Below are 21,791 nucleotides of genomic sequence, written 5' to 3'. Positions count from 1 at the left end.
GAATCATTCGCACTCAGGTCAGCGCTTCACCGTCAAAGCGAGAATCACCTCCACTTCGATACACCAAAGGTTGTGAACCTCTTCACAGACAAAGGCTTATTGTTTCAGGTATGAAGTCAATGTGAGATATCCGTACCTGACTGAGTCACAATCGCAACATTTGGGCGCGAAATATTGTTTCACAAATTGATAAGTGTAGGAAATTTTGTCACCCTTTTTGTGTGGGGGACACATTTTAAGAGTTTAAGGGCGGAGGTACGCTCATGGGTATTCAAGAACATATGAAAGGCACGGGCCCAATATTAGCCCGTTCGGCAGCAACAGAACTGGATTGTGAAAGCGCAGCTTTGTTGCGCGCGGCAATCAGGCCAATTTTCTTAAGTGCCGCTAGCTGGGCCGGTTTGACTGACATTCTACGAGATAAAGGCTATCGCCTTGCTTTCCGGCAGGGACGGCTGTGCATTTCAGATCGCGCCACAGACGAACGAATCTGTGGATTGCGGTTTCTTGGCTTTGAGCTCGCCGAGCTCGTGCGCCGCTTTGGTCGCCCAATCGTGGTTGCTCGGGGCAGTGAAGCGGACGGCGATATCCTGACCGACCGCCCGACATCAGCAAACTGAGCTAAGTCTCAGAAAGTACATCGCCTTGTTCAGGCGATACCCTCGTAGATTTCTGCGATCTTGGTGACAGCTGCCTCGGGGCTCAACTCTTCACTCTCACCAGTTCGGCGACAAGTCAGTTCGACAACACCATTCTTCAGACCGCGCGGCCCGACAGTGATACGCCAAGGCAGACCAATCAGGTCCATAGTGGCAAACTTGCCCCCTGCCCGTTCTTTCCGATCATCATAAAGCGGCTCAAGCCCCAAAGCTGTCAGCGCGGCATAGAGCTTGTCGCAGGCCGCATCAGCCTCTTCATCACCTTGCTTCAAGTTCACGATTCCGCAATGGAACGGTGTGACGCCTTCGGGCCAGATAATGCCCTTGTCGTCATGGCTGGCCTCGATGATCGCACCGATCAGGCGACTGACACCGATGCCGTGACTGCCCATATGCACCGGAACCGGCTTGCCATCCGGCCCTTGAACGGTCGCGCCTAATGGTTCGGAATACTTGGTCCCGAAATAGAAGATTTGTCCAACTTCGATCCCGCGCGCTACCCGACGACGTTCTTCAGGTATCTGACTAAACAGAGCCTCATCATGGGTTTCGTCTGTACGAGCGTATTTCGATGTGAATTCTTCGAGGATCGCCTGACATTGGTCACGGCTATCATAGTCGATCTCGCGGTCACCAAAGGTCAGGTCAGTGACGGCGCTGTCATAGAAGACCTCGGATTCACCGGTATCAGCTAGCACGAGGAATTCGTGCGTGTCATCGCCCCCAATGGGGCCAGAATCAGCGCGCATCGGTATGGCTTGCAGGCCCATGCGTTCATAGGTGCGCAGATAGCTGACCAGATGGCGGTTGTAGGCGTGCAACGCGTCTTCTTTGGTCAGATCGAAGTTATAGCCGTCCTTCATGTAGAACTCACGCCCCCGCATCACGCCAAATCGCGGGCGGATTTCGTCGCGGAATTTCCACTGAATCTGATAGAGCGTCAGCGGAAGATCCTTGTAGCTGCTGACGTGGCCGCGGAAGATATCAGTTACCAATTCCTCGGCGGTCGGCGTGTACAGCATATCGCGACCGTGGCGGTCCTGCATCCGCAGCATCTCTTGACCGTAGTCATCATAACGTCCGGATTCGCGCCACAGGTCCGCCGATTGCAGGATCGGCATCTGGATCGCAATATGCCCTGCCCGCGCCTGCTCTTCGTGGACGATGTTTTCCAGCTTGCGCAGAACTTTAAAGCCCAACGGCAACCAGGAATAAATCCCGGCAGCAGCCTGTTTGATCATCCCGGCCCTTAACATCAGCCGGTGGCTGACGATCTGAGCCTCCGAAGGGTTTTCCTTGAGAACGGGCAGAAAGTAACGGCTGAGGCGCATAACGTAACCTTACGGGTGAGAATTTCGCTGCAAGGTGATTATGCCAAAGCCCCGCCGGGGGCAATCACGCAATGGCGTTTTTACGACCCCGCCGCTGTCGGTTTTTCGATTGACCGCAACGCCGTGTTTTTCAATGTTGGCGCAAACGTTCAATCGCGAGGCAACAATGCGAACAATCACCGAACCCGCCCGCCAGATCCCTGTTGTTCACCAGACAGATGTTTTGGTTGTGGGCTCTGGCCCAGCAGGATTGTCCGCTGCGCTTGCCGCCGCACGCGCAGGGGCCGAAGTTTCCTTGATGGACAGGTTCGGTTGCATGGGTGGCAACATTACGGCCGTTGGCGTCGAAGGCTTTGCCTGGTATCGCCACGAACAAACCGTCGAGGCCGGGGGCATCGGCCTGGAATTCGAGACCCGCGCAAAGGAAATGGGCGCAGCCGTGCCTGAAAGCCAATCGCTCAGCTATGAACTGGACAGCGAGGGCTTCAAGCTGGTGGCCGACAAGCTGGTCGAAGAGGCGGGCGTTCATCCGATGCTGCATCGACAATTCGTCGCCCCGATCATGGACGGGGATCGCATCACCGGCGTGATCACCGAATCCAAAGCGGGGCGTGAGGCGATCTTGGCCAAGGTTGTTATCGACGCAACGGGGGATGCAGACGTCGCACATCGTGCAGGTGCCCCGACCCACAAGACACCTCGTGAGGACATGATGGCCGCCTCGGTCATGTTCCATCTGGCAGGCGTTGACAAACGGGCCTTCATGGAAGGTATCAAAGCCGACCCGCAGACTTACAAGGACTGGGGCGGCGGCGGCGAATGGAATATCGAGACCTCTGGCAAAGAGGACGACATGTTCTCGCCCTTCGTCAAGAAACCCTTCCAGCAGGCCATTGATGAGGGCTTAATACCAGCGCATCTGAACACGATCGCCGGCACCTGGGGGGCGATGCACGATACGGGCGAGCTGACATATATGAACCTGATTCATATGGACCAGATCGACGGGACCGACCCCGACAGCCTGACATTTGGTGAGATCGAAGGCCGCCGTCAGGCGATGCTCGCCATTGATGCCCTCCGTCGCTTCATGCCGGGCTGCGAAAATGCTCGTTTGCGCAATTTCGGCATGACGATCGGTATTCGGGATACGCGCAAGATCGATGCAGTCTACAACATGACCGAAACCGATGCCCGCCATCAGGGCCGATTCGAGGATACCATTGGTATTTACCCTGAATTCATCGACGGTTACGGTATTCTGATCTTGCCGACCACAGGGCGATATATGCAGATACCATATCGCTCGATGCTGCCCAAAGGGATCAAGGGTTTGTTGGTTGCGGGCCGGTCCCATGGCGCGGATCGGGTCGCACACGCCGCGACACGCAACATGTCCTGCTGCGCGGTGATGGGTCAGGGCGCAGGGATCGCGGCGGCCTTGTCGCTGAAAAGCAATCAGGAACTCGACAGCATGAACCTTGCGCCTGTGCATCAGGAATTGGAACGCCAAGGCGTGAGAACTAACTAATGGAGCATATTCCAACTATTGATATCAGCCCGCTGACCAATCCCGCCGGACCACAGTATCAGTCAACGGTCGCGCAGATCATGGATGCCTGCACCAGTATCGGGTTTCTGTCGATCACCGGGACAGGCATTTCGTCTGAGCACATTGATCAGGTACGCGGCTGTGTCAGAGCGATCTTTGATATCGAAGAGGCCCGAAAATGGGACCAGGCCATCACTCGCGAAAACTATCGCGGGTACATACCGATGGGTTTCTTCACGCCCAATGACGGCTCGGGCACGGCGGATAAGTACGAAGGGTACAAGCTGCATTTCGAAGCAGCCGAAGATGCCCCGATCCGGGCTGAATGCGCACTTTACGGCCCGAATATCTGGCCCCGAGAGGTGCCGCAGGCGCGTACGGTCATACTGGATTATTGGCAACAGCTTGATGGCGTGACCGATCTTTTGCTCGGTGCCCTAGAGGTTGGCTTAGAGATCCCACCCAATACTCTGCGCGACGCCTTCCGCGACCCGATGACCAACATGACCCTGCTGCATTACCCACCGCAGGCATCAGAAGAACGTGGCTATGGCATACATCCACACAAAGACACCGATGCGCTGACAATAATCGCACCCGATCCGGTCGGCGGGCTTGAGGTACAGACCCGCACCGGAGGCTGGATCACACCGGAATGCCCTCCAGGCGGCTTCGTGGTTAATATCGGCGACATGCTGGAACTATGGTCAGGCGGGCGATTGAAATCGACCCCGCATCGCGTAGTCAATCGATCCGGGCATGAACGCTATTCCTTTCCGTATTTCGCCGTTCCGCGCCACGATGTGGTGGTCGCGCCGCTGCTGCCTGCCCTGACCGGCTTTGATCGCCCCGAGGTGCATTGCGGCCACTGGTCAGCAGAAATCTGGCGCACCAACTGGCCTGATGAACTGGCTACAGGAGATACTCCGGAACTGGGTACACTGACAGACTAGGGCGTAAAAATCGCGCACCATGAACCACTTGCATCGCCGGGCGTCATGGGCCAAGAACACGGCAATGCTGTGCAAACGAGGGATTGCGCTATGGCCTTGCCGGTGAAGGATCAGCTTAGATACTGGGGCATTGCCACTGTCGTTTTCGTGCTGCTTTTGTACCTGTTGGGTGATGTCTTGCTACCCTTCGTGATCGGTGGTGCGATTGCCTATTTCCTTGATCCTGTTGCGGACCGCCTGGAAAAACTGGGTCTATCGCGAATGGCGGCGACCGCGATCATAACCGTGGTTGGAGTGCTGGGCTTTGTATTGATGATCTTGATGGTCGTTCCGGCCCTGATCACTCAGCTACTGGATCTGATCGATACTTTACCTAGCCTTTTCAAGCAACTGCGCGCATTTATTGAACAACAATTCCCCGCTCTTCTGGACCGGGAATCGAACACGCACCAGATGTTGGTGTCTTTCGGCGAAACGCTGAAATCCAAAACCGGAGATGTTTTGCAGACGGTTCTGGCCTCGCTGGGATCGGCCATAAACGTTGTCGTATTGCTGGTCATCGTGCCGGTTGTTGCAGTCTATCTGCTGATGGACTGGGACCGCATGATTGCCCGGATCGGAGAGCTGCTGCCCCGCGATCACGCCCCTACGATCAAGCGGCTGGCTGGTGAGATTGATGCCGTTCTGGCCTCATTCGTGCGCGGAATGGGCACTGTCTGTCTGATCCTTGGTACATATTACGCAGTTGCGCTTATGCTGGTTGGTTTGCAATTCGGCCTGATCGTTGGCTTCATCGCCGGGCTGGTCACGTTCATTCCTTATCTCGGTGCCTTGATCGGAGGCTCTCTGGCCATTGGTCTCGCTCTGTTTCAGTTTTGGGGGGACTGGGCGCATATCGGTTTGGTCGCGGGCATATTTGCCATCGGACAGGTGACCGAGGGCAACTTCCTGACCCCTAAGTTGGTAGGCAGCTCAGTCGGTTTGCACCCCGTCTGGCTGCTGCTGGCGTTGTCAGTCTTCGGCGCACTATTTGGCTTTGTCGGAATGCTGGTCGCAGTTCCAGTTGCTGCAGCCTTGGGTGTTTTGGCCCGGTTCGCGACCGAGCAATATCTGAACAGCCGTCTTTATACCGGGCTTGAAGGGCTCGAACAGGACGACGAGTAAATGGCCACTCAGCTAAGCTTTGATCTGCCGTCCAAGACCGCCTTGGGCCGCGAAGACTTCTTTGTCTCGCCCGCCAATGCGTTGGCCGTCGCGATGATCTCAGCGACCTCATGGCCAGGAAACAAGCTGGCGCTAAGCGGCCCGGCAGGATCAGGGAAATCCCACTTGGCCCATGTTTGGGCGGCGGAAACAGGCGGCCGCATCGTGCAGGCCACTGATTTGCGCTACGAAGAGGTTCCCAACCTCGCGCGTACCTCGGTCGCAATCGAGGATGTTCCCCTAATTGCAGGTGATCCTGAACAGCAAAAAACACTATTTCACCTGCATAATCTGGTGCTGGCCGAAGGGAACGCCTTACTTATGACCGGACGCGCCGCGCCAAAGCTATGGCGCCTGCCGTTGGCCGATCTGCAAAGTCGCGTGGAAGGAGCGCACCATGTGGCCTTGGAAGCGCCGGATGACGCTCTGTTAGGTGCAGTGCTCGCAAAGCTCTTCACTGACCGTCAGCTAAGCCCCGGCCCGGATGTCATCGCGTATCTGGTCAAACACATGGATCGCAGCTTTGAAGCTGCAGCGAAAGTGGTTGACGAATTGGATCGCATTGCACTCGATGAAAAGCGCGATATCACCCGTGCGCTGGCGGTGCGTCTATTGAACACAGAACTCGAACAATCTGATGCCCACGATTGACCCAACACAGGTGATCCCGCATCCTGCGCCCAAAACATCTGGGGACACAATGACACAGACTGCCGAGACCGATTTCCCCGATCACGGGCTGTTTGGAAAGCCCATTTTCGAAGATCCGGGGGCTCGGGCGCTGTCTCGGGTTGGTGTTGTCGATATCGGGTCCAACTCGGTCCGCATGGTGATCTTCGATGGCGCAGCGCGCTCTCCGGCTTATTTCTACAACGAAAAGGTCATGTGCGAATTGGGGGCAGGCCTTTCCGAAACCGGGCGTCTTAACCCGTTGGGACGTGTACGCGCGCTGGCTGCATTGCATCGCTTCAAATATCTGGCGGAAGACCTCGGGTTACCCACCCTGCACGCCGTCGCCACTGCAGCGGTGCGTGAAGCAAAAGATGGTCGCGATTTCTGCGAGCAGGTAAAAGCGGAAACAGGATTGATCATCAATGTGGTCAATGGCGAAGAAGAAGCGCGCCTGTCAGCGCAGGGCGTACTGTTGGGATGGCCCGGCGCGTATGGTTTGATCTGTGACATCGGAGGCTCGTCGGTCGAACTGGCAGAAATCGGAGGCGGCAAGGTCGGGCGTCGCATGACCTCGCCTTTGGGTCCGCTCAAACTGCGCGATATCAAAGGCGGTCGTCGGGCGCGCAAAGAGCATATCAAGAAGACCATGGAAGAGATGCGCGACAAGATGGGTCCCCAGCGGGATCGCCTGTTTCTTGTTGGCGGCAGTTGGCGCGCCTTCGCGCGCCTTGACATGCTGCGCCGAAGCTACCCGCTGAACGTGCTGCACGAATACCGTATGACTCAGAGTCAAGTTCGCGAGACCATCAAATTCATCGAACAGAATGATGCGGATGAATTGCGCAGTAAGGCTGGTGTATCCGGTTCGCGTATGGCGCTGATCCCTTATGCAATGGATGTGCTTTCCCGCTTGATTCGCACTTTCAAGCCCAAGGACATCGCGATATCCAGCTATGGCATTCGCGAAGGATTACTGTACGAGCAGATGCCGCAACGCCTGCGCGACCGCGACCCATTGATCGAGGTCAGCCGCTTTGCCGAAGCCAAAGATGCACGCCTGCCCGGGTTCGGAAAACACCTGTTCGATTTTGTCATGCCCCTTTTCCGCTCGGCACCAGAGCAGCGGGTGCGACTGATCAAAACCGCCTGTCTGCTGCACGACGTCAGTTGGCGCGCGCATCCCGACTACCGAGCCGAGGCCTGTTTCGAATATGTGACCCGTGCCAACATGAGCGGGATCAAACACTCTGAGAGAGTATTTATCGGCCTCGCTTTGCAGCACCGATATCGGAACAAGCGTGAGGGTAGCCGATTTAACAAGCTCTATGAGTTGCTGGATGAGCGCGGCCAGGAACAGGCCGAAATACTGGGCAAAGCACTTCGCTTTGGCGCAATGCTTTGGATGCAGCATGACGCGGCTATGGGTAAGTTGCGCTACTATCCGAAGAAGCAAAAGCTTGAACTGCGCTTGCCCAAATCAGCAGGTCCATTGTTCAACGAAGTTGCCGAAGCGCGGTTCAACTCATTGGCTAATGCGGTGAATTCTGAACCCAAGGTTATCCTGAGGGGCTGATCAAATATCAGTCAAGCCATCGGATGGAATGTCATCTTGCGGAACCGATTCTTCGGGTCGTTCCTGTGCCGGCTTTTTACGGATGATAATATCGCCGTTGGGCAACATTTCGGGCGTTTCATAGGCCGTCCAATCCTGAACCTGAGTGGCGAGTTCAGCCAGCGCTGGCCCCATCTCCTGCAGGAATGATTGCAATGCCGGGCCGAACTGCTCGGCGAAACCGCGCAAATCCTCGATCGTGGGCTCCATTTCCTGCCGTAGACCTTCCAGAAAAAGCTCGGCACCTCGCTCCATCAAGGACTTGCTGTCCTCTTCAGCATGGGCGGGTATTGCCACCAGTGCGCAGGTTGCGCAGATCTTCAACACATGTCGCATGATAGAAATATAAGAGGTGGCCGATGCAGTTGAAAGGCTACAAATCTATATCCAGCGTCACAGGAAAGTGGTCGGATGCTGCCAGCAAAGCATCGCGCAATTCGGGGGTGCCCCAGCATGCGGCGTCCCGAAATGGATGCCAGATGCGCCATACCGGGTCATGACCACGCAGATCTTTGCTGATCATGATGTAGTCGAGCAGCGCCTCAAGATACCTTCCCTCCTCCCGACGTTCAAAACGCGCCGTAGCCGGTATTGATCCGGGACGCGGACGATGCGCTTGCGCGGCATGAGGATCATAGAGCCCTGCCTGCAATAGAATCTCGACCGAAGACCGCCCGAACAGATGCTCAAACTCATCCAGCCCCGGGCCATCATTCAGATCACCAAGCAAGATAACTGGCTCGTTGGCGTCAATGTGGTGTTCAACGCGTCGCGCCAACCAAACCGCCTGCGCGAGTTGTTTGCGGCGATTGGCAATGGACAGACGGATCATTTCGTCCCGTGACCCGGCACCATGGGGGGCTTTGGATTTTAGATGTGCCCCTATCAGGCGGAGGGTCGATCCAGTGGCCATCTCAATGGCCAGTTCCATTGGCGGTTTCGAGAACTCGACCTGATCTTCGGTCGCATCGATGTCCAGATCAATGCGGAACACGCCATCGAACCGAGGAGCGGCTGGATCACTCAGTTGTCCAACTGGCTCGTGGCGTGCTTTCAAGACATCCGGATCGAACAACAGCGCCAGTTCCTGATGCGTATCATTGGCAAACCCCATCACTGCATGGGACGTGCGCAGATTGAATGTTTCGGCAAACCGTTGAAGGGCGCGGACGGTATTTTGCGTTTTGCCTGTATTTGGGGCCTCAACGACTAATACAGCATCGGCATCAACGGCGGTCAGAACCTTGGCCACCGCTTCGATCTGCTGCACTCTGGTTATGTCACGCCGCCCTGACCAACTATCGTCGGCGACCAGATTATCATCGCGATCAAACAGACTGGCGAACCATTCGATATTGTAGGTCGCCAGCCGCACCGATCACACCCGAGCGCCGTTTATTTCATCCCAGGCGCGATTGATATCGATCATCTTTTTCTCGGCCAGACGCACCGCTTCCTCGGGCACGCCGCGCGCCATCATCGCATCGGGATGAGTCTCTCTCACCAACTGCCGCCAAACTTTGCGTATTTCGGGCAGTGACGCACTCCGCGCAACGCCCAACACTGTGTACGGATCTTTTGGTGCGTCCGGCACAAATCGCGCACGCAAGGCCATGAATTGAGCGTCAGTCTGACCAAATATTCGGCTGACCTCTTCAAGAAATTCATTCTCGTTTGGGTGATAGAACCCATCGGCCATGGCGATGTGAAAGAGCCCTTCCATCAAATCGCAAAGCGTGGTGCTGTCTTCCGCAAACATTCCCGCGATCTTGCGCGCGTAATCTTTGTATCCAGCAACATCGGTTCGGGCCATGTCAAAAACCTTGGCTGCGCCGTCTTCGTCTTCGGGCGCGATCTGGAACACTTCGCGGAAGGCTGTAACCTCATCGCGTGTCACCTGACCATCGGCCTTGGCCATCTTGGCCCCTAGTGCCACAACGGCAATTGCAAACGCGACCGAACGTTCGGGGGGCGTACGCAGCTTTTCAAATACTGCGGTCAGGCTTTCGCCCTGGGCAAGCGCATTCAGCGCATCAGCTATTCTGGTCCAGATCGACATGGCCGCACCCTAGCGCGCCTTTGCGCGACTGTCAGGTGCGACAGATGACTGCGGGGCAAGTATTTTCTGCATCAGAACAAGATCCAAGCGCTGCCCCCATTTAAACCCCACTTCGGGCATATGCCCCACCTGTTTGAAACCGATTGCTGAATGGAAAGCGACGGCTGCTGGGTTGGCCGAGGAAATACCTGCAACAAGAACATGCACATTGTTTGTTTTGGCGATGGCCTCCAAGGCCTGCATCAATGCGCGCCCCGTGCCCTCCCCTCTGGCCTCAGGCGCCAACTGGATCGAATGCTCGCGGCACTGCGCATATCCGGGGCCCGACCGGAATAAGTTGTAAGTTGCAAACCCCTCGACCATCCCATCGCGCTCGGCGACCAGAAAAACCGGCCCACGGGTTTCTATCTCTGCCGTCACTTTTTCCACGCTGCGTTCATCGGTGGTGAAAGTTACCAGCGTGTCACGAATGATCGCGTTTGCGATCTCGGTAATCGCGGGTGCGTCGTCGACCGTTGCTTGTCGGATGATCATTCCAGCACGCGCAGCCCATGTGGAGTTTCAATTTCTGCGCGCAATGCTGCCGGACCACTATCAAAAACGACATAATCCAACGCCCCCAAACCTTTGGCCAGATCGAGAGCATCCGGGTGGCACACGATCAAGCGTTGCAGCTGGCAGCCGCTGTCCTGCAACATTTGTGCAGGATGCAGATCGCCCAGCCACTGTATGAGCGCGGGAAAGAGATTATCAAACGGCAGACGCCCGTTTGGTGGAACCGCCATGCGCCAGCGCAGCGCGCCTCGGTTCAAATCTATGGGCTGACCAACACCGTCTGGAAAGACGGTCAGCGATGCCTCAATATCCGGGACCCGGCAAATCCAGTTGGTCAGACGGGGTGATCCGGCGAACCGGTCCAGATCGAACCAGCGCGTCCTTTGCGGGTTGGGCGCATCGGGATCGATGGCGATAGCCTCTAAGTACAAGCCATCTCGCAAGCCCAACAGGCGGTTATACGTCCCGAATTTCTCGTGCTTGCCGCCATCCTGCAATCGAACGCCCAACGCCTGTTCGATATGGTCAGAAGCCTCTTCCAGCGTTTCACCTGCAACAGCCAAATGGTCCAACAACATTAAGACGCTCTCCCAAAAAACATGCGACCAGACAAGAAGTGTCTGGCCGCATGTTTTCCTCAAAGGTTCCGGATCACAAGATTTTTCGTACGAAAAATCTTGACCCACCTCAGGCTTTGGCTTCACCGATCAAACGCAAGATATCTCGTGCCGCGTCAGGGATGTTCGTTCCCGGACCAAAGATCGCCTTTACACCGTGATCGTAGAGGAACTGGTAATCCTGTTGCGGGATGACGCCACCACAGATGACGATGATGTCTTCGGCCCCGGCCTTTTTCAGTTCTTCAACCAACTGGGGTGCCAACGTCTTATGCCCAGCAGCCTGCGAAGAGATCCCGATCACATGCACATCATTGTCTACCGCGTCCTGCGCGGCTTCTGCGGGAGTCTGAAACAGAGGGCCGACGTCCACGTCAAACCCGATATCAGCAAAGGCGGTGGCAATCACCTTCGCCCCTCGGTCGTGGCCGTCCTGCCCCATCTTGACCACCAGCAGACGCGGGCGACGGCCCTCGGCCTCGGCGAATTCTTCTATCGATTTCTGGATCGCGGCAAAGCCTTCGTCACCTTCATAAGCCGCGCCATAAACACCGGCCAGGGTTTTCACTTCGGCGCGGTGGCGACCGAATTCCTTTTCCATTGCCATGCTGATCTCTCCTACGGATGCACGGGCGCGGGCGGCCTCGACGGCGGCGGCCAGCAGGTTACCACCCTCACGGGCAGTGGTGGTCAGCGCGTCCAACGCCCGCTGACATGCTGCTTCGTCACGTGTGGCGCGAATGCGTTCCAACCGCGCCACCTGCGCCTCGCGTACGGCGACATTGTCGACGTCCAAAATGTCGATCGGGTCTTCCTGTTCCTTGCGGTATTTGTTGACGCCAACGATGACCTCTTCGCCCCGGTCGATCATGGCCTGACGACGGGCCGCGCTTTCTTCGATCCGCAGCTTGGGCATGCCAGAAGCAACCGCCTTGGTCATGCCGCCCATCTCCTCGACCTCTTCCATCAAAGCCCAGGCTTTTTCGACCAATTCATTGGTGAGGCTTTCGACGTAGTAAGAGCCCGCAAGCGGATCGACCACATCTGTCACGCCAGTCTCTTCCTGCAGCACCAATTGCGTGTTCCGTGCGATGCGGGCAGAAAAATCGGTGGGCAACGCGATCGCTTCGTCCAGCGCGTTGGTATGCAGCGACTGGGTGCCGCCCAGTACCGCGCTCATCGCCTCATAGGCGGTGCGGATCACGTTGTTATAGGGATCCTGCTCCTGCAGTGACACGCCCGAAGTCTGGCAGTGGGTGCGCAGCATCTTCGACCGTTCGGATTTCGCTCCGAACTCGGTCATTACCCGATGCCAGAGCGTGCGTGCTGCGCGTAGCTTCGCAATCTCCATGAAGAAGTTCATGCCGATAGCAAAGAAGAACGACAGACGGCCCGCAAACTTGTCCACATCCATGCCCGACTGAGTCGCGGCACGCACATATTCGCGGCCATCGGCCAGCGTATAGGCCAGCTCTTGCACCAGGTTCGCCCCGGCCTCTTGCATGTGATAGCCCGAAATCGAGATCGAGTTGAACTTCGGCATCTCGTTCGAGGTGAACTCGATAATGTCCGAGATGATCTTCATCGATGGCTCGGGCGGGTAGATATAAGTGTTGCGCACCATGAACTCTTTCAGAATATCGTTCTGGATGGTGCCCGACAGCACGGCCTTGTCATGCCCCTGCTCTTCTCCCGCAACTATGAAACTGGCCAGAACCGGGATCACCGCCCCGTTCATCGTCATTGAGACCGAAACCTTGTCCAGCGGGATGCCGTCGAACAGGATCTTCATGTCCTCGACGCTGTCGATGGCCACACCGGCCTTGCCCACATCACCGACCACGCGCGGATGGTCGCTGTCATATCCCCGGTGCGTCGCCAGATCGAAGGCCACAGATACACCCTGCTGACCGGCGGCCAGATTGCGGCGATAGAAGGCGTTCGATTCCTCAGCCGTCGAGAATCCGGCATACTGACGGATGGTCCAAGGACGACCCGCATACATCGTCGCCTTCACCCCACGGGTAAACGGGCCGAAGCCAGGCAGTGACCCCATATGCGGCAGGTCTGCGGTGTCGTCCTGCGTATAGAGCGGTTTGACATCGATGCCTTCGAGCGTTTCCTTGGTCAGATCGTCCAACGGACGCCCGCGCAGTTCTTTTTCGGCCAGCACCTGCCAGTCGTTGGTGTCGGTCATGTCGATTTCCTCTGTTCCAATCGGGGTTCCGCGGGGATGACCCCGCGCGTATCTCTTTCTGTCCGGCAGACAAGCTCGGCCAAGCCGTTTGCGCCGGAGGCAAGCCATTCCAGATCATCCGCATAATCGGACCACAGCTTCATCGCCTGATCTGCGTTTAGGCCGTGAGGGGCAGGATTGGGCGCGGCATTCAGCGAAAGGCCGTCGTTGTCCTCGGGTGCCTCGCGCCCGGTCAAAGCCTCAAGTTGTGCCCGCTGATGGCCCGCAAAATCTTCGAAGGGCAAGACTAGCAACGGAACGCCCGGCAACGCGCGGCCCATCTCAGTAATCACATTGCGCCAGCTGCGCTTGCTCTGTGTGATACGTTTCCATTTGGCGGGCTCAATCGGCTCACTTCCGCGTTTGAATTTATAGGCTGAAACGGAAGACCAATACATATCCAACGCCCGGATATTCAGAGCCAATTTGCCAACCCCGTCATCAAAGGCCTTCGCGAGCAGCAGACCACGCTCGTGCATGCTGGGATAAAGCGAGGCGAACGCAATATTACGCTCCATAGAACCTACGAAGTTCTCTTGACTTACCAATAGCTGCTTGGCACCCGCACGCCGACACGCATCCAGATCACGGCGTAGCGCGTCACAAACATCTGGCGTCAATTTGTTCAGGCTATTCAAACCGTTGGCACGTGTGCGTTCAGGCCCCCAATAGACCAACCCTTGCTCAGCCAGCGTGTTCTCATTCCTGCTTAGATAGTTTTGAAAGCTGGTGGTTGCGCACCTGTGTGCGCCGCAATGCAGGATGATCTCCATCGCCCTACCCTCCCCACCGAAAGTCTTCAGGAACAACCTGTATTCTCGGCGCTTGGATAGGCGCGGATGAGACGGGATCGAGCCTGAGGTACAATTTTTTGATGTCCGTAGACATTTCGCCAGTCGCATTCGTCCGCGCAGAGGCTATATTCAACAGAACAGGAGGCCATATGACACGCACGCTTGCCCTTGTTTTCTCGGCACTATTCCCGCTGGCCGCCTTGGCCGCGGACGCGAATGCCCCTGCGGATGACAGCTTTGTGCGTCCCGTAGATGACAGCGATCTGAGCGATTTTCTCTGGACCCATCGCCCGATCGTTGTATTTGCCGATACCCCTGCAGACCCAAGGTTCCAGCAACAGATTGACATGCTGTTGGAGGGCGAAGCGGCGATGCGTGATCGCGACGTAATCGTATTGACCGATACCGATCCGTCGGCACGATCTCCGATACGGTCAAAACTGCGACCGCGCGGTTTCCAGATGGTATTTGTCGACAAGGATGGCGTCGTGAAACTGCGCAAACCCAGCCCATGGAGCGTGCGCGAGATTGGCCGCTCGATTGACAAGACGCCCTTGCGTGAACGCGAAATTCGCGAACGACGCGAAGGCGGCTGAACACCTGCAACTTGCCTTAAAGTCCCGACGGAAGCCGCCGAGAACCTTGAAAGGTATGAAACAGGCGCGCGCATGATCATTCGAACTCGATAATCACATCGTCGACGGCAAGGCTGTCGCCGGGACCAGCATTGATTTTGGAGACAACGCCTTTCTTCTCAGCGCGCAGGATGTTCTCCATCTTCATCGCCTCGACGGTGCAAAGCGCCTGACCCTCCTGTACCTCCTGCCCCACTTCGACATCGATCTTCACGATCAGGCCGGGCATCGGGCAGAGCAGCATCTTGGATGTATCAGGCGGCAGCTTCTCGGGCATCATCCGGGCCAATTCGGCCTGACGTGGGGTGCGAACATGCACCTTGAGATCCGCGCCGCGGTTGCGGATGCGGAAACCGCCCGACACTTTGCCGACCTTCAGAACCAGTGGGCTGCCATCGACATCGAGCACTGCAAGCTGATCGCCCGGTGTCCAATCGGAGGCAACACGGTGCTTCGTGCCATCTGCAAAGGACACGGTGGAGCCATCCTGATCGGCCTCTATCGCAACCTCGAACTCTTGCCCTTGCAGCGAGACGACCCAATCGGTTCCAACCTTGCGTTCATGATTGTCCATCCGCCCCGACACCCGTGTACGACGAATCTCGGCCACCCGGTGCATCGCCGCGCACGAGGCAGCGACTCGGCGCAGATCAGCTTCAGGCAATTCAACACCCTCAAATCCGTCAGGATACTCCTCGGCGATGAAGGCGGTCGTCATATCACCGCTAACGAATTTCGGGTGGTCCATAACCGCTGACAGGAACGGTAGATTGTGACCGATGCCTTCAACCTCAAAACTGTCGAGCGCCACACGCATGGCTTCGATCGCCCGCTCGCGGGTCGGCGCCCAAGTGCACAGCTTGGCGATCATCGGGTCATAATACATACTGATCTCGCCGCCTTCATAGACGCCGGTATCGTTACGTACAGCGCTATCCCCTTTGGGCGCATCGCCTTGCCATTTGTCATTCACCAGCAACGGCCCAGCGGCGACTTCCTGCGGTGGGCGATAACGGGTCAGGCGGCCAATCGAGGGCAAGAAGCCGCGATACGGGTCCTCGGCATAAAGACGGTTCTCGATGGCCCAACCCGTCAAGGTCACGTCATCCTGAGTGATGGTCAGCTTTTCACCAGCAGCCACACGGATCATCTGTTCCACCAGATCAACACCGGTAATCAGCTCGGTCACCGGGTGTTCCACCTGAAGGCGGGTGTTCATTTCAAGGAAGTAAAAGTTCTTTTCCCCATCCACGATGAATTCGACCGTTCCAGCACTGGCATAGTCTACGGCCTTGGCCAGCGCGACCGCCTGTTCTCCCATCGCTTTACGGGTTTCAGGATCAAGGAAGGGCGAAGGCGCCTCTTCCACAACCTTCTGGTTCCGGCGTTGGATCGAGCATTCACGCTCGCCCAAGTAGATGCCGTTGCCATGGCTGTCGCACAGGACCTGAATTTCGATGTGGCGCGGTTGGGTCACGAATTTCTCAATGAAAATCCGGTCGTCGCCAAAGGAATTTGCAGCCTCGTTCTTGGAAGATTGGAATCCTTCCCGTGCTTCTTCGTCATTCCACGCGATCCGCATGCCCTTACCACCGCCGCCAGCGCTGGCCTTGATCATCACCGGATACCCGATATCATTCGATATCTTCACCGCCTCATCAGCGTCTTCGATCAGCCCCATGTAGCCGGGGACCGTCGAAACCCCGGCCTCCTGTGCGATCTTCTTCGAGGTGATCTTATCACCCATGCTTTCGATCGCACCAACCGGCGGGCCGACAAAGGCGACGCCTTCGGCATCCAGCGCTTCAGCAAACTTGGAATTCTCGGACAGAAAGCCATAGCCGGGGTGGACAGCCTGCGCACCACTTTGACGGATGGCGTCCATTACCTTGTCGATGACAATGTATGACTGATTGGCCGGTGGTGGACCAATATGCACGGCCTCATCCGCCATCGACACGTGCAGGGCGTTCCTGTCAGCATCAGAATAGATGGCGACCGTGCCAATGCCCATCTTGCGGGCAGTCTTGATGACCCGGCAGGCAATCTCGCCCCGGTTTGCGATCAGGATCTTGTTGAACATGGAACGTCCTTTGGATTGAAGTTCTGGAAACGCAAAACGCCGCCGCAGGGTGTTGACCCCACGACGGCGTGATGCGTGATGACGGACGGGGCGTTGGCTGCCCCGATAAATTCAGCGTTAGTTACAGGTGTTTTGGGTTTTGCAGTACAGCACGTTCCCCGCAGCCCCGACCGCTGCGCCAAACAGCGGGTCGGCATTGAGGACCGCAGCCCCAACCGCACCTGCGCCGCCACCAAGGATCGCCTGCTCGCCTGTTGTGTCACCACAGGCCGCAAGGCCGGCGCATGTCGCCAACGCAAGGAAGATTCGTGATTTTTGCATGTTTTCTGCCCTTTTTGGTTTCTCAAAGTCTTTGAGGGCAGATGCCGATTTCCGGCATTGTTATGCAATAACAGAGGTTGCAAACCACAGAATTGCGCAGTTTCTTGCCGTTTTTGGCCTGTGTTCGGCAAAAAGAAAACCGCGGACAGAACTCTGTGGGGAACACAAGCCTGCCCGCGGAAGGAAGGGGTACGGAATAGTAGGTGCTTGTGCGACGCAGGCAAAGTAGAGCCGCACGGCCTCTTCACTGTGCACAGCACAATTTGCAGCGCAAACCCGTCTTCGTTTCCGTTTGAGATTCCGGCTAAAACTTGCCCACCGGCAGCGCGTCCGCGCAACTTTGCGCCTACACTATTTCGCCCTGCCCCCCCGAAATCCCGGCTCATGCCCGTCACGTTCATGTGACGATATGCGGCCGGATGATGGCCAACACGGCGGTTTGCCTCACGCGTTGCTTCCGGAAGTCCACTAAAAAAATCTACAGGGGCCAGGCGCTTATTCTGAGCTTTCACCGAGCTGTGAAAGCACGAGCCATTCTTGACACGGTTACTTGAAAAACTGCGCAGAATTCCTCGCAGATTGGTGATTTTCCTTGGGCTCTTATGCGTGAAACGGTGCCGGTGCACACTCGCATACAAGGAAATATCCCCATGATAATAAAGGGCAAAACCACTAGCTTGCTTGCTGCCAGCACGCTTTCCGTGACCGGAATGCAGGCCTTGGCGCAAGATGCACAAACTCAGGCTGAACTCGATGCGCTTCGCGCAAGAGTCGAGGCTTTGGAATCGTCCAAGCCCGGAGCCGGAACTGGTGATCTGAGGATCGGAAACACCACATTGGACGTCTATGGCTATGTCAAAGCCGATTTCTTCTACGACTTCGAATATGATCAGGGCGACACAGCGTTTGTGAATGTAATAGGTGAGCCCTCGGCCGAAACCGATGGCACATTTGGTGCCACTGTTCGGCAATCGCGAATCGGACTGCGTACCAACACACCAAGCGGCATTGGCGATATCCAGGGTCAGATCGAAGTGGATGCTTTCGGCTCGGGCGGTACAGCAGAATTCCGCATTCGCCACGCGAATATCCGGATTGGGGAACAATGGCTCATCGGTCAGTACTGGACCAATTTCCAGCCTCTGGACACCTACCCCACAACAGTTGAGTTCAATGGACCGGTCGGCATCCCTTTTGCCCGTGTTCCTCAGGTTCGATACACTAACGGCTTCGGATCGAATACAACCTTTGCTGTTTCTGTAGAGGAAAACGTCGGAGGTTCGAACTCGGATGATCCGGTGCTGACTGGTGCGGTCGAGTATAACGACGGCAAATACCTGGCGCGCGCCTCGGTTTTGTACGGCAAAGCCCAATCCGGCGATGTCGAAGTGGATCAGACCGGCTTTACCCTTTCTGGGTCGATCCGTCCCTGGCAAGGTGGCCTGTTCCAAGTCAACTACGTCAATGGTGAAGCGATCGGCCCCTACCTGATCGGTTTGGGTGACGCGATTGTTGGCGGTCAGGCGAACGATGTCGACGGGTATACCATCGAGTTTCGTCAAGATTTGACCCCCAAATGGAACGTGGGCATCTCCTACGGTAAGGAAGATTACGACCTGCCCACCTCGACAGGAAGTTTGTCCTTCACCGAGCTTGAGACCATCCATGTCAATGCGTTCTACAAAGCAACTGACAATCTGACATTGAGCGCCGAATACATCTATGGCGAGCGGAACGATACGATTTCGGGTGACACTTTCGATGGCAACCGTATTCAGTTGGCCGCACAGCTGAACTTCTGACTTGCCCCAAGTGCCCTGCCTGTTCTCGGGCAGGGCTCCACCAATTTGGGTTGGTCGAACTTGATATGCAGCTGCGGTGGACAAATTCAGCGCACCCCGTCGAAGATTTCTGGAAACGATTGACGAGCAACCTCCGGGTCGATCACCAACAGCGCGTCATAGCTGGCGGGATCAAACGGATCTTCAGCGGCGATCACTTCCCGCTCGAACAGCCAACTCAGTCGGCCTGCATCCAGGTTACCACGCTCGAACGGCTGATCACCAAACTGCGCCCATAACGCTTCCATGAATGCGGCATCTGCACGCCTATCTGCAGGCTTGCGGTCCCGAAAACGTTCGCGCCTGGTCAAGGGAGTCACTCCCTTGGGATTGGCGCGCCGGATCGTGAACTGAAAGTCAGTTCCGGCCAAGCGGCCGGGGAAGCCACGGTGTTTCAACATTTCGACACCTCGCTGGTTAAGGCATTGAAATTACATGGGTGCAGACGACCCTGCCGGGATGAAAACACGATATGAACCTCCGAGTTGTATATGGGCACCCTGTGACCGAGATCGCGTACTCTCATGGTCAGAGTCCTTCCCAGATACATTGGGATTGTTCCAGCCGATAGGCCTCAAAAAACTGCGTCGCGTCAGGCTCGGACGTGCCGAACTCCAGCGGTCGATCCGAGAACGAAATCACGACACGCGCAGGATCCAGATCGTGCAGCGCCACGTAAGGGACCGCAAGCGTCTGGCACAGATGCTCCATGTCGATCACTGCGACATCATAGGTGATGCGGCCCACGGTCGCCCCGATATTGGGAGCAATAAACCTGAAACGAACCCAGAGTTCCCCGGGATTGGTATCAAGCAGAACATTGCTGAGCTCTACTGGCTGACCCGATGGCACGGGCAATAGATTACTTGCCTGAACCGAACTAGTCATAGACATCGCCAATACCAGCGCGCTCCCCAGGAAGCGTCCAGCGCGAGCCAGCCCCTCCGAAGTTGCTTGCGCGGCAAACGCGCTTTTATGTCCAATCAAGTCGATCATGAAGCAAATCGGTTTGTTCCATCTAACACTTAGAGCGGGATATTATCGTGCTTTTTCCATGGGTTCTTCAGTTGCTTTCCGCGCAGACTGGCAAAGGCACGCGATACGCGGCGACGGGTTGAGTGCGGCATGATCACTTCATCGATAAAGCCATGCTCGGCAGCGACAAAGGGGTTGGCAAACCGGTCTTCGTAATCCTGCGTGTGTTTCGCAATCTTATCCGCATCTCCAAGATCAGCACGATGGATGATCTCGGTGGCGCCCTTTGCACCCATCACTGCGATCTCGGCCGTGGGCCATGCATAGTTGAAATCCCCGCGCAGATGCTTCGATGCCATCACGTCATAAGCACCGCCATAGGCTTTGCGCGTGATCACCGTGACCTTTGGCACTGTTGCCTCTCCATAAGCAAACAGCAGTTTCGCGCCATGCTTGATCACGCCGCCATATTCCTGTGACGTCCCTGGAAGAAAACCCGGCACGTCGACGAGCGTAAGGATCGGAATTTCAAAGCAATCGCAGAACCGTACAAAACGCGCAGCTTTGCGAGAGCTGTCGATATCCAGACACCCGGCAAGAACCATCGGTTGGTTTGCCACAACGCCTACGGTTTGTCCTTCAAGGCGGATAAAACCGGTGATGATGTTCTTGGCGTAATCTTCCTGAATTTCGTAGAAGTCGCCCTCGTCCGCGACTTTGGTGATGAGCTCCTTCATGTCGTAGGGCGTGTTAGGATTATCTGGGATCAGAGTGTCCAGCGACGTCTCGATCCGACCCGGCTCATCAAAGAAGGGACGAACCGGAGGCTTTTCGCGATTGTTGAGCGGCAGGAAATCGACCAACCGGCGGACCTCGGCCAGCGCCTCAACATCGTTTTCGAACGCCCCGTCCGCAACCGAGGATTTTTTGGTGTGTGTCGAAGCACCACCCAGTTCCTCGGCGGTAACGACCTCATTTGTGACGGTCTTTACGACGTCCGGACCGGTCACAAACATGTATGAGGTGTCTTTGACCATGAATATAAAGTCGGTCATCGCAGGGCTATAGACCGCACCACCAGCGCATGGCCCCATGATCACACTGATCTGAGGCACCACGCCCGAGGCCATGATGTTGCGTTGGAAAACTTCGGCATACCCCGCCAGCGAGGCAACGCCTTCCTGAATGCGCGCGCCACCCGAGTCATTGATCCCGATCACCGGCGCTCCGTTCTGAACCGCCATATCCATGATCTTGCAAATCTTCTGCGCATGGGTTTCGGACAGCGAGCCACCAAACACGGTAAAGTCCTGACTGAAGACATAGACCATCCGGCCGTTGATCGTGCCCCAACCAGTGACCACGCCATCACCGGCTGGCTTTTGCTTCTCCATTCCGAAATCGGTGCAACGATGGCTGACAAACATGTCGAACTCTTCGAAGCTGCCTTCATCCACCAGCAGCTCGATCCGCTCGCGCGCTGTCAACTTGCCTCGGGCATGCTGTGCGTCAATGCGCCGTTGTCCACCCCCTAAGCGTGCATCGTTGCGGCGGCCCTCGAGTTCGGAAAGGATGTCTTTCATGACGGTAGTCTCCCATGAGATTTTGCGGGACCATAACGATACGAATACCGAGACCAAAGAAGTTTTCGGCAAATTTGCAAACATAAGAAAATCAAGCAGGTGGTAATTGC

General features: G+C 56.4%; 21 protein-coding genes. 8 read left to right on the top strand and 13 right to left on the bottom strand.

Going from position 1 to position 21,791, the window contains the following annotated elements; all coding sequences use genetic code 11:
• The first annotated feature begins 263 nt into the window (after positions 1 to 263).
• The gene (locus tag ACR3EJ_RS10275) at positions 264 to 620 is read left to right on the top strand and encodes a hypothetical protein (RefSeq protein ID WP_170540871.1); all 357 of its coding nucleotides are present in this window, start codon (positions 264 to 266) and stop codon (positions 618 to 620) included.
• Positions 621 to 649: 29 nt separating this feature from the next.
• On the opposite strand, the gene proS is transcribed toward ACR3EJ_RS10275, so the two are convergent.
• Positions 650 to 1,990 carry a proline--tRNA ligase gene (proS, locus tag ACR3EJ_RS10270; RefSeq protein WP_170540874.1) on the bottom strand — a complete coding sequence of 447 codons (1,341 nt, stop codon included), beginning with the start codon at positions 1,988 to 1,990 and terminating at the stop codon, positions 650 to 652.
• A gap of 133 nt (positions 1,991 to 2,123) precedes the next feature.
• Here proS and ACR3EJ_RS10265 point away from each other — a divergent pair, with 133 nt between their 5' ends.
• From ACR3EJ_RS10265 to ACR3EJ_RS10245, 5 genes are all read left to right on the top strand, one after another.
• Positions 2,124 to 3,521: an FAD-dependent oxidoreductase gene (locus ACR3EJ_RS10265; protein ID WP_170540877.1), complete on the top strand. Its 1,398-nt coding sequence runs from the start codon at positions 2,124 to 2,126 to the stop codon at positions 3,519 to 3,521.
• Positions 3,521 to 4,495: an isopenicillin N synthase family dioxygenase gene (locus ACR3EJ_RS10260; protein ID WP_170540880.1), complete on the top strand. Its 975-nt coding sequence runs from the start codon at positions 3,521 to 3,523 to the stop codon at positions 4,493 to 4,495. Before ACR3EJ_RS10265 ends, ACR3EJ_RS10260 begins: the two co-directional genes overlap by 1 nt.
• Before the next feature lie 90 nt (positions 4,496 to 4,585).
• A complete protein-coding gene (locus ACR3EJ_RS10255) occupies positions 4,586 to 5,659 on the top strand; it encodes an AI-2E family transporter (protein WP_170473373.1) in 1,074 nt (357 codons plus the stop codon).
• Positions 5,660 to 6,349, top strand: coding sequence for a P-loop NTPase family protein (locus ACR3EJ_RS10250; RefSeq protein WP_170540882.1), 690 nt, complete (start codon positions 5,660 to 5,662; stop codon positions 6,347 to 6,349). It begins immediately after the preceding gene.
• Between the two features lie 49 nt (positions 6,350 to 6,398).
• A complete protein-coding gene (locus ACR3EJ_RS10245) occupies positions 6,399 to 7,943 on the top strand; it encodes a Ppx/GppA family phosphatase (protein ID WP_170540885.1) in 1,545 nt (514 codons plus the stop codon).
• Here ACR3EJ_RS10245 and ACR3EJ_RS10240 read toward each other — a convergent pair whose 3' ends face one another.
• The 7 genes from ACR3EJ_RS10240 to ACR3EJ_RS10210 form a co-directional block, all read right to left on the bottom strand.
• A complete protein-coding gene (locus ACR3EJ_RS10240) occupies positions 7,944 to 8,306 on the bottom strand; it encodes a hypothetical protein (protein WP_375543887.1) in 363 nt (120 codons plus the stop codon).
• Positions 8,307 to 8,355: 49 nt separating this feature from the next.
• The gene (locus ACR3EJ_RS10235; RefSeq protein ID WP_170540891.1) at positions 8,356 to 9,357 is read right to left on the bottom strand and encodes an endonuclease/exonuclease/phosphatase family protein; all 1,002 of its coding nucleotides are present in this window, start codon (positions 9,355 to 9,357) and stop codon (positions 8,356 to 8,358) included.
• A gap of 3 nt (positions 9,358 to 9,360) precedes the next feature.
• Complete coding sequence (locus ACR3EJ_RS10230; protein WP_170540894.1) at positions 9,361 to 10,041, bottom strand: molecular chaperone DjiA; 681 nt, start codon at positions 10,039 to 10,041, stop codon at positions 9,361 to 9,363.
• 9 nt (positions 10,042 to 10,050) lie between these two features.
• On the bottom strand, positions 10,051 to 10,575 hold the full coding sequence (locus ACR3EJ_RS10225; RefSeq protein WP_170540897.1) for a GNAT family N-acetyltransferase: 525 nt from the start codon (positions 10,573 to 10,575) through the stop codon (positions 10,051 to 10,053).
• Positions 10,572 to 11,174: a VOC family protein gene (locus ACR3EJ_RS10220; protein ID WP_170540900.1), complete on the bottom strand. Its 603-nt coding sequence runs from the start codon at positions 11,172 to 11,174 to the stop codon at positions 10,572 to 10,574. Before ACR3EJ_RS10220 ends, ACR3EJ_RS10225 begins: the two co-directional genes overlap by 4 nt.
• A 109-nt stretch (positions 11,175 to 11,283) precedes the next feature.
• Positions 11,284 to 13,410 carry a methylmalonyl-CoA mutase gene (gene scpA, locus ACR3EJ_RS10215; protein ID WP_170540903.1) on the bottom strand — a complete coding sequence of 709 codons (2,127 nt, stop codon included), beginning with the start codon at positions 13,408 to 13,410 and terminating at the stop codon, positions 11,284 to 11,286.
• Positions 13,407 to 14,222: a hypothetical protein gene (locus ACR3EJ_RS10210; RefSeq protein WP_170540906.1), complete on the bottom strand. Its 816-nt coding sequence runs from the start codon at positions 14,220 to 14,222 to the stop codon at positions 13,407 to 13,409. The genes scpA and ACR3EJ_RS10210 overlap by 4 nt, the downstream gene beginning before the upstream one ends.
• A gap of 170 nt (positions 14,223 to 14,392) precedes the next feature.
• Here ACR3EJ_RS10210 and ACR3EJ_RS10205 point away from each other — a divergent pair, with 170 nt between their 5' ends.
• Positions 14,393 to 14,839: a DUF4174 domain-containing protein gene (locus ACR3EJ_RS10205; protein WP_010441940.1), complete on the top strand. Its 447-nt coding sequence runs from the start codon at positions 14,393 to 14,395 to the stop codon at positions 14,837 to 14,839.
• A gap of 76 nt (positions 14,840 to 14,915) precedes the next feature.
• Here ACR3EJ_RS10205 and ACR3EJ_RS10200 read toward each other — a convergent pair whose 3' ends face one another.
• Both ACR3EJ_RS10200 and ACR3EJ_RS10195 read right to left on the bottom strand, forming a co-directional pair.
• The gene (locus ACR3EJ_RS10200; protein ID WP_170540908.1) at positions 14,916 to 16,961 is read right to left on the bottom strand and encodes an acetyl-CoA carboxylase biotin carboxylase subunit; all 2,046 of its coding nucleotides are present in this window, start codon (positions 16,959 to 16,961) and stop codon (positions 14,916 to 14,918) included.
• Positions 16,962 to 17,078: 117 nt separating this feature from the next.
• Positions 17,079 to 17,282: a hypothetical protein gene (locus tag ACR3EJ_RS10195; protein WP_170540911.1), complete on the bottom strand. Its 204-nt coding sequence runs from the start codon at positions 17,280 to 17,282 to the stop codon at positions 17,079 to 17,081.
• Positions 17,283 to 17,932: 650 nt separating this feature from the next.
• Between ACR3EJ_RS10195 and ACR3EJ_RS10190 the strand changes: the two genes are divergently transcribed.
• Positions 17,933 to 19,084 (top strand): DcaP family trimeric outer membrane transporter, encoded by a 1,152-nt coding sequence (locus ACR3EJ_RS10190; RefSeq protein WP_170540913.1) that lies wholly within the window; start codon positions 17,933 to 17,935, stop codon positions 19,082 to 19,084.
• Between the two features lie 86 nt (positions 19,085 to 19,170).
• Here ACR3EJ_RS10190 and ACR3EJ_RS10185 read toward each other — a convergent pair whose 3' ends face one another.
• The 3 genes from ACR3EJ_RS10185 to ACR3EJ_RS10175 all read right to left on the bottom strand — a co-directional run bounded on the left by ACR3EJ_RS10185 (position 19,171) and on the right by ACR3EJ_RS10175 (position 21,681).
• A complete protein-coding gene (locus tag ACR3EJ_RS10185) occupies positions 19,171 to 19,524 on the bottom strand; it encodes a hypothetical protein (RefSeq protein ID WP_010441936.1) in 354 nt (117 codons plus the stop codon).
• Positions 19,525 to 19,651: 127 nt separating this feature from the next.
• Positions 19,652 to 20,119 carry a DUF6497 family protein gene (locus ACR3EJ_RS10180; RefSeq protein ID WP_170540916.1) on the bottom strand — a complete coding sequence of 156 codons (468 nt, stop codon included), beginning with the start codon at positions 20,117 to 20,119 and terminating at the stop codon, positions 19,652 to 19,654.
• Positions 20,120 to 20,148: 29 nt separating this feature from the next.
• Complete coding sequence (locus ACR3EJ_RS10175) at positions 20,149 to 21,681, bottom strand: acyl-CoA carboxylase subunit beta (RefSeq protein ID WP_170540919.1); 1,533 nt, start codon at positions 21,679 to 21,681, stop codon at positions 20,149 to 20,151.
• Between the last annotated feature and the right edge of the window lie 110 nt (positions 21,682 to 21,791).

It is taken from the genome of Ruegeria sp. AB11 (assembly GCF_056536325.1).
This window is presented reverse-complemented; position numbering and strand designations above follow the sequence as displayed.

Bases quoted from the DNA above. Each gene is read 5' to 3' on its own strand.
- ACR3EJ_RS10275 (WP_170540871.1), top strand. From the start codon at position 264: ATGGGTATTCAAGAACATATGAAAGGCACGGGCCCAATATTAGCCCGT.
- proS (WP_170540874.1), bottom strand. From the start codon at position 1,990: ATGCGCCTCAGCCGTTACTTTCTGCCCGTTCTCAAGGAAAACCCTTCG.
- ACR3EJ_RS10265 (WP_170540877.1), top strand. From the start codon at position 2,124: ATGTTGGCGCAAACGTTCAATCGCGAGGCAACAATGCGAACAATCACC.
- ACR3EJ_RS10260 (WP_170540880.1), top strand. From the start codon at position 3,521: ATGGAGCATATTCCAACTATTGATATCAGCCCGCTGACCAATCCCGCC.
- ACR3EJ_RS10255 (WP_170473373.1), top strand. From the start codon at position 4,586: ATGGCCTTGCCGGTGAAGGATCAGCTTAGATACTGGGGCATTGCCACT.
- ACR3EJ_RS10250 (WP_170540882.1), top strand. From the start codon at position 5,660: ATGGCCACTCAGCTAAGCTTTGATCTGCCGTCCAAGACCGCCTTGGGC.
- ACR3EJ_RS10245 (WP_170540885.1), top strand. From the start codon at position 6,399: ATGACACAGACTGCCGAGACCGATTTCCCCGATCACGGGCTGTTTGGA.
- ACR3EJ_RS10230 (WP_170540894.1), bottom strand. From the start codon at position 10,041: ATGTCGATCTGGACCAGAATAGCTGATGCGCTGAATGCGCTTGCCCAG.
- ACR3EJ_RS10225 (WP_170540897.1), bottom strand. From the start codon at position 10,575: ATGATCATCCGACAAGCAACGGTCGACGACGCACCCGCGATTACCGAG.
- ACR3EJ_RS10220 (WP_170540900.1), bottom strand. From the start codon at position 11,174: ATGTTGTTGGACCATTTGGCTGTTGCAGGTGAAACGCTGGAAGAGGCT.
- scpA (WP_170540903.1), bottom strand. From the start codon at position 13,410: ATGACCGACACCAACGACTGGCAGGTGCTGGCCGAAAAAGAACTGCGC.
- ACR3EJ_RS10210 (WP_170540906.1), bottom strand. From the start codon at position 14,222: ATGGAGATCATCCTGCATTGCGGCGCACACAGGTGCGCAACCACCAGC.
- ACR3EJ_RS10205 (WP_010441940.1), top strand. From the start codon at position 14,393: ATGACACGCACGCTTGCCCTTGTTTTCTCGGCACTATTCCCGCTGGCC.
- ACR3EJ_RS10200 (WP_170540908.1), bottom strand. From the start codon at position 16,961: ATGTTCAACAAGATCCTGATCGCAAACCGGGGCGAGATTGCCTGCCGG.
- ACR3EJ_RS10195 (WP_170540911.1), bottom strand. From the start codon at position 17,282: ATGCAAAAATCACGAATCTTCCTTGCGTTGGCGACATGCGCCGGCCTT.
- ACR3EJ_RS10190 (WP_170540913.1), top strand. From the start codon at position 17,933: ATGATAATAAAGGGCAAAACCACTAGCTTGCTTGCTGCCAGCACGCTT.
- ACR3EJ_RS10185 (WP_010441936.1), bottom strand. From the start codon at position 19,524: ATGTTGAAACACCGTGGCTTCCCCGGCCGCTTGGCCGGAACTGACTTT.
- ACR3EJ_RS10180 (WP_170540916.1), bottom strand. From the start codon at position 20,119: ATGATCGACTTGATTGGACATAAAAGCGCGTTTGCCGCGCAAGCAACT.
- ACR3EJ_RS10175 (WP_170540919.1), bottom strand. From the start codon at position 21,681: ATGAAAGACATCCTTTCCGAACTCGAGGGCCGCCGCAACGATGCACGC.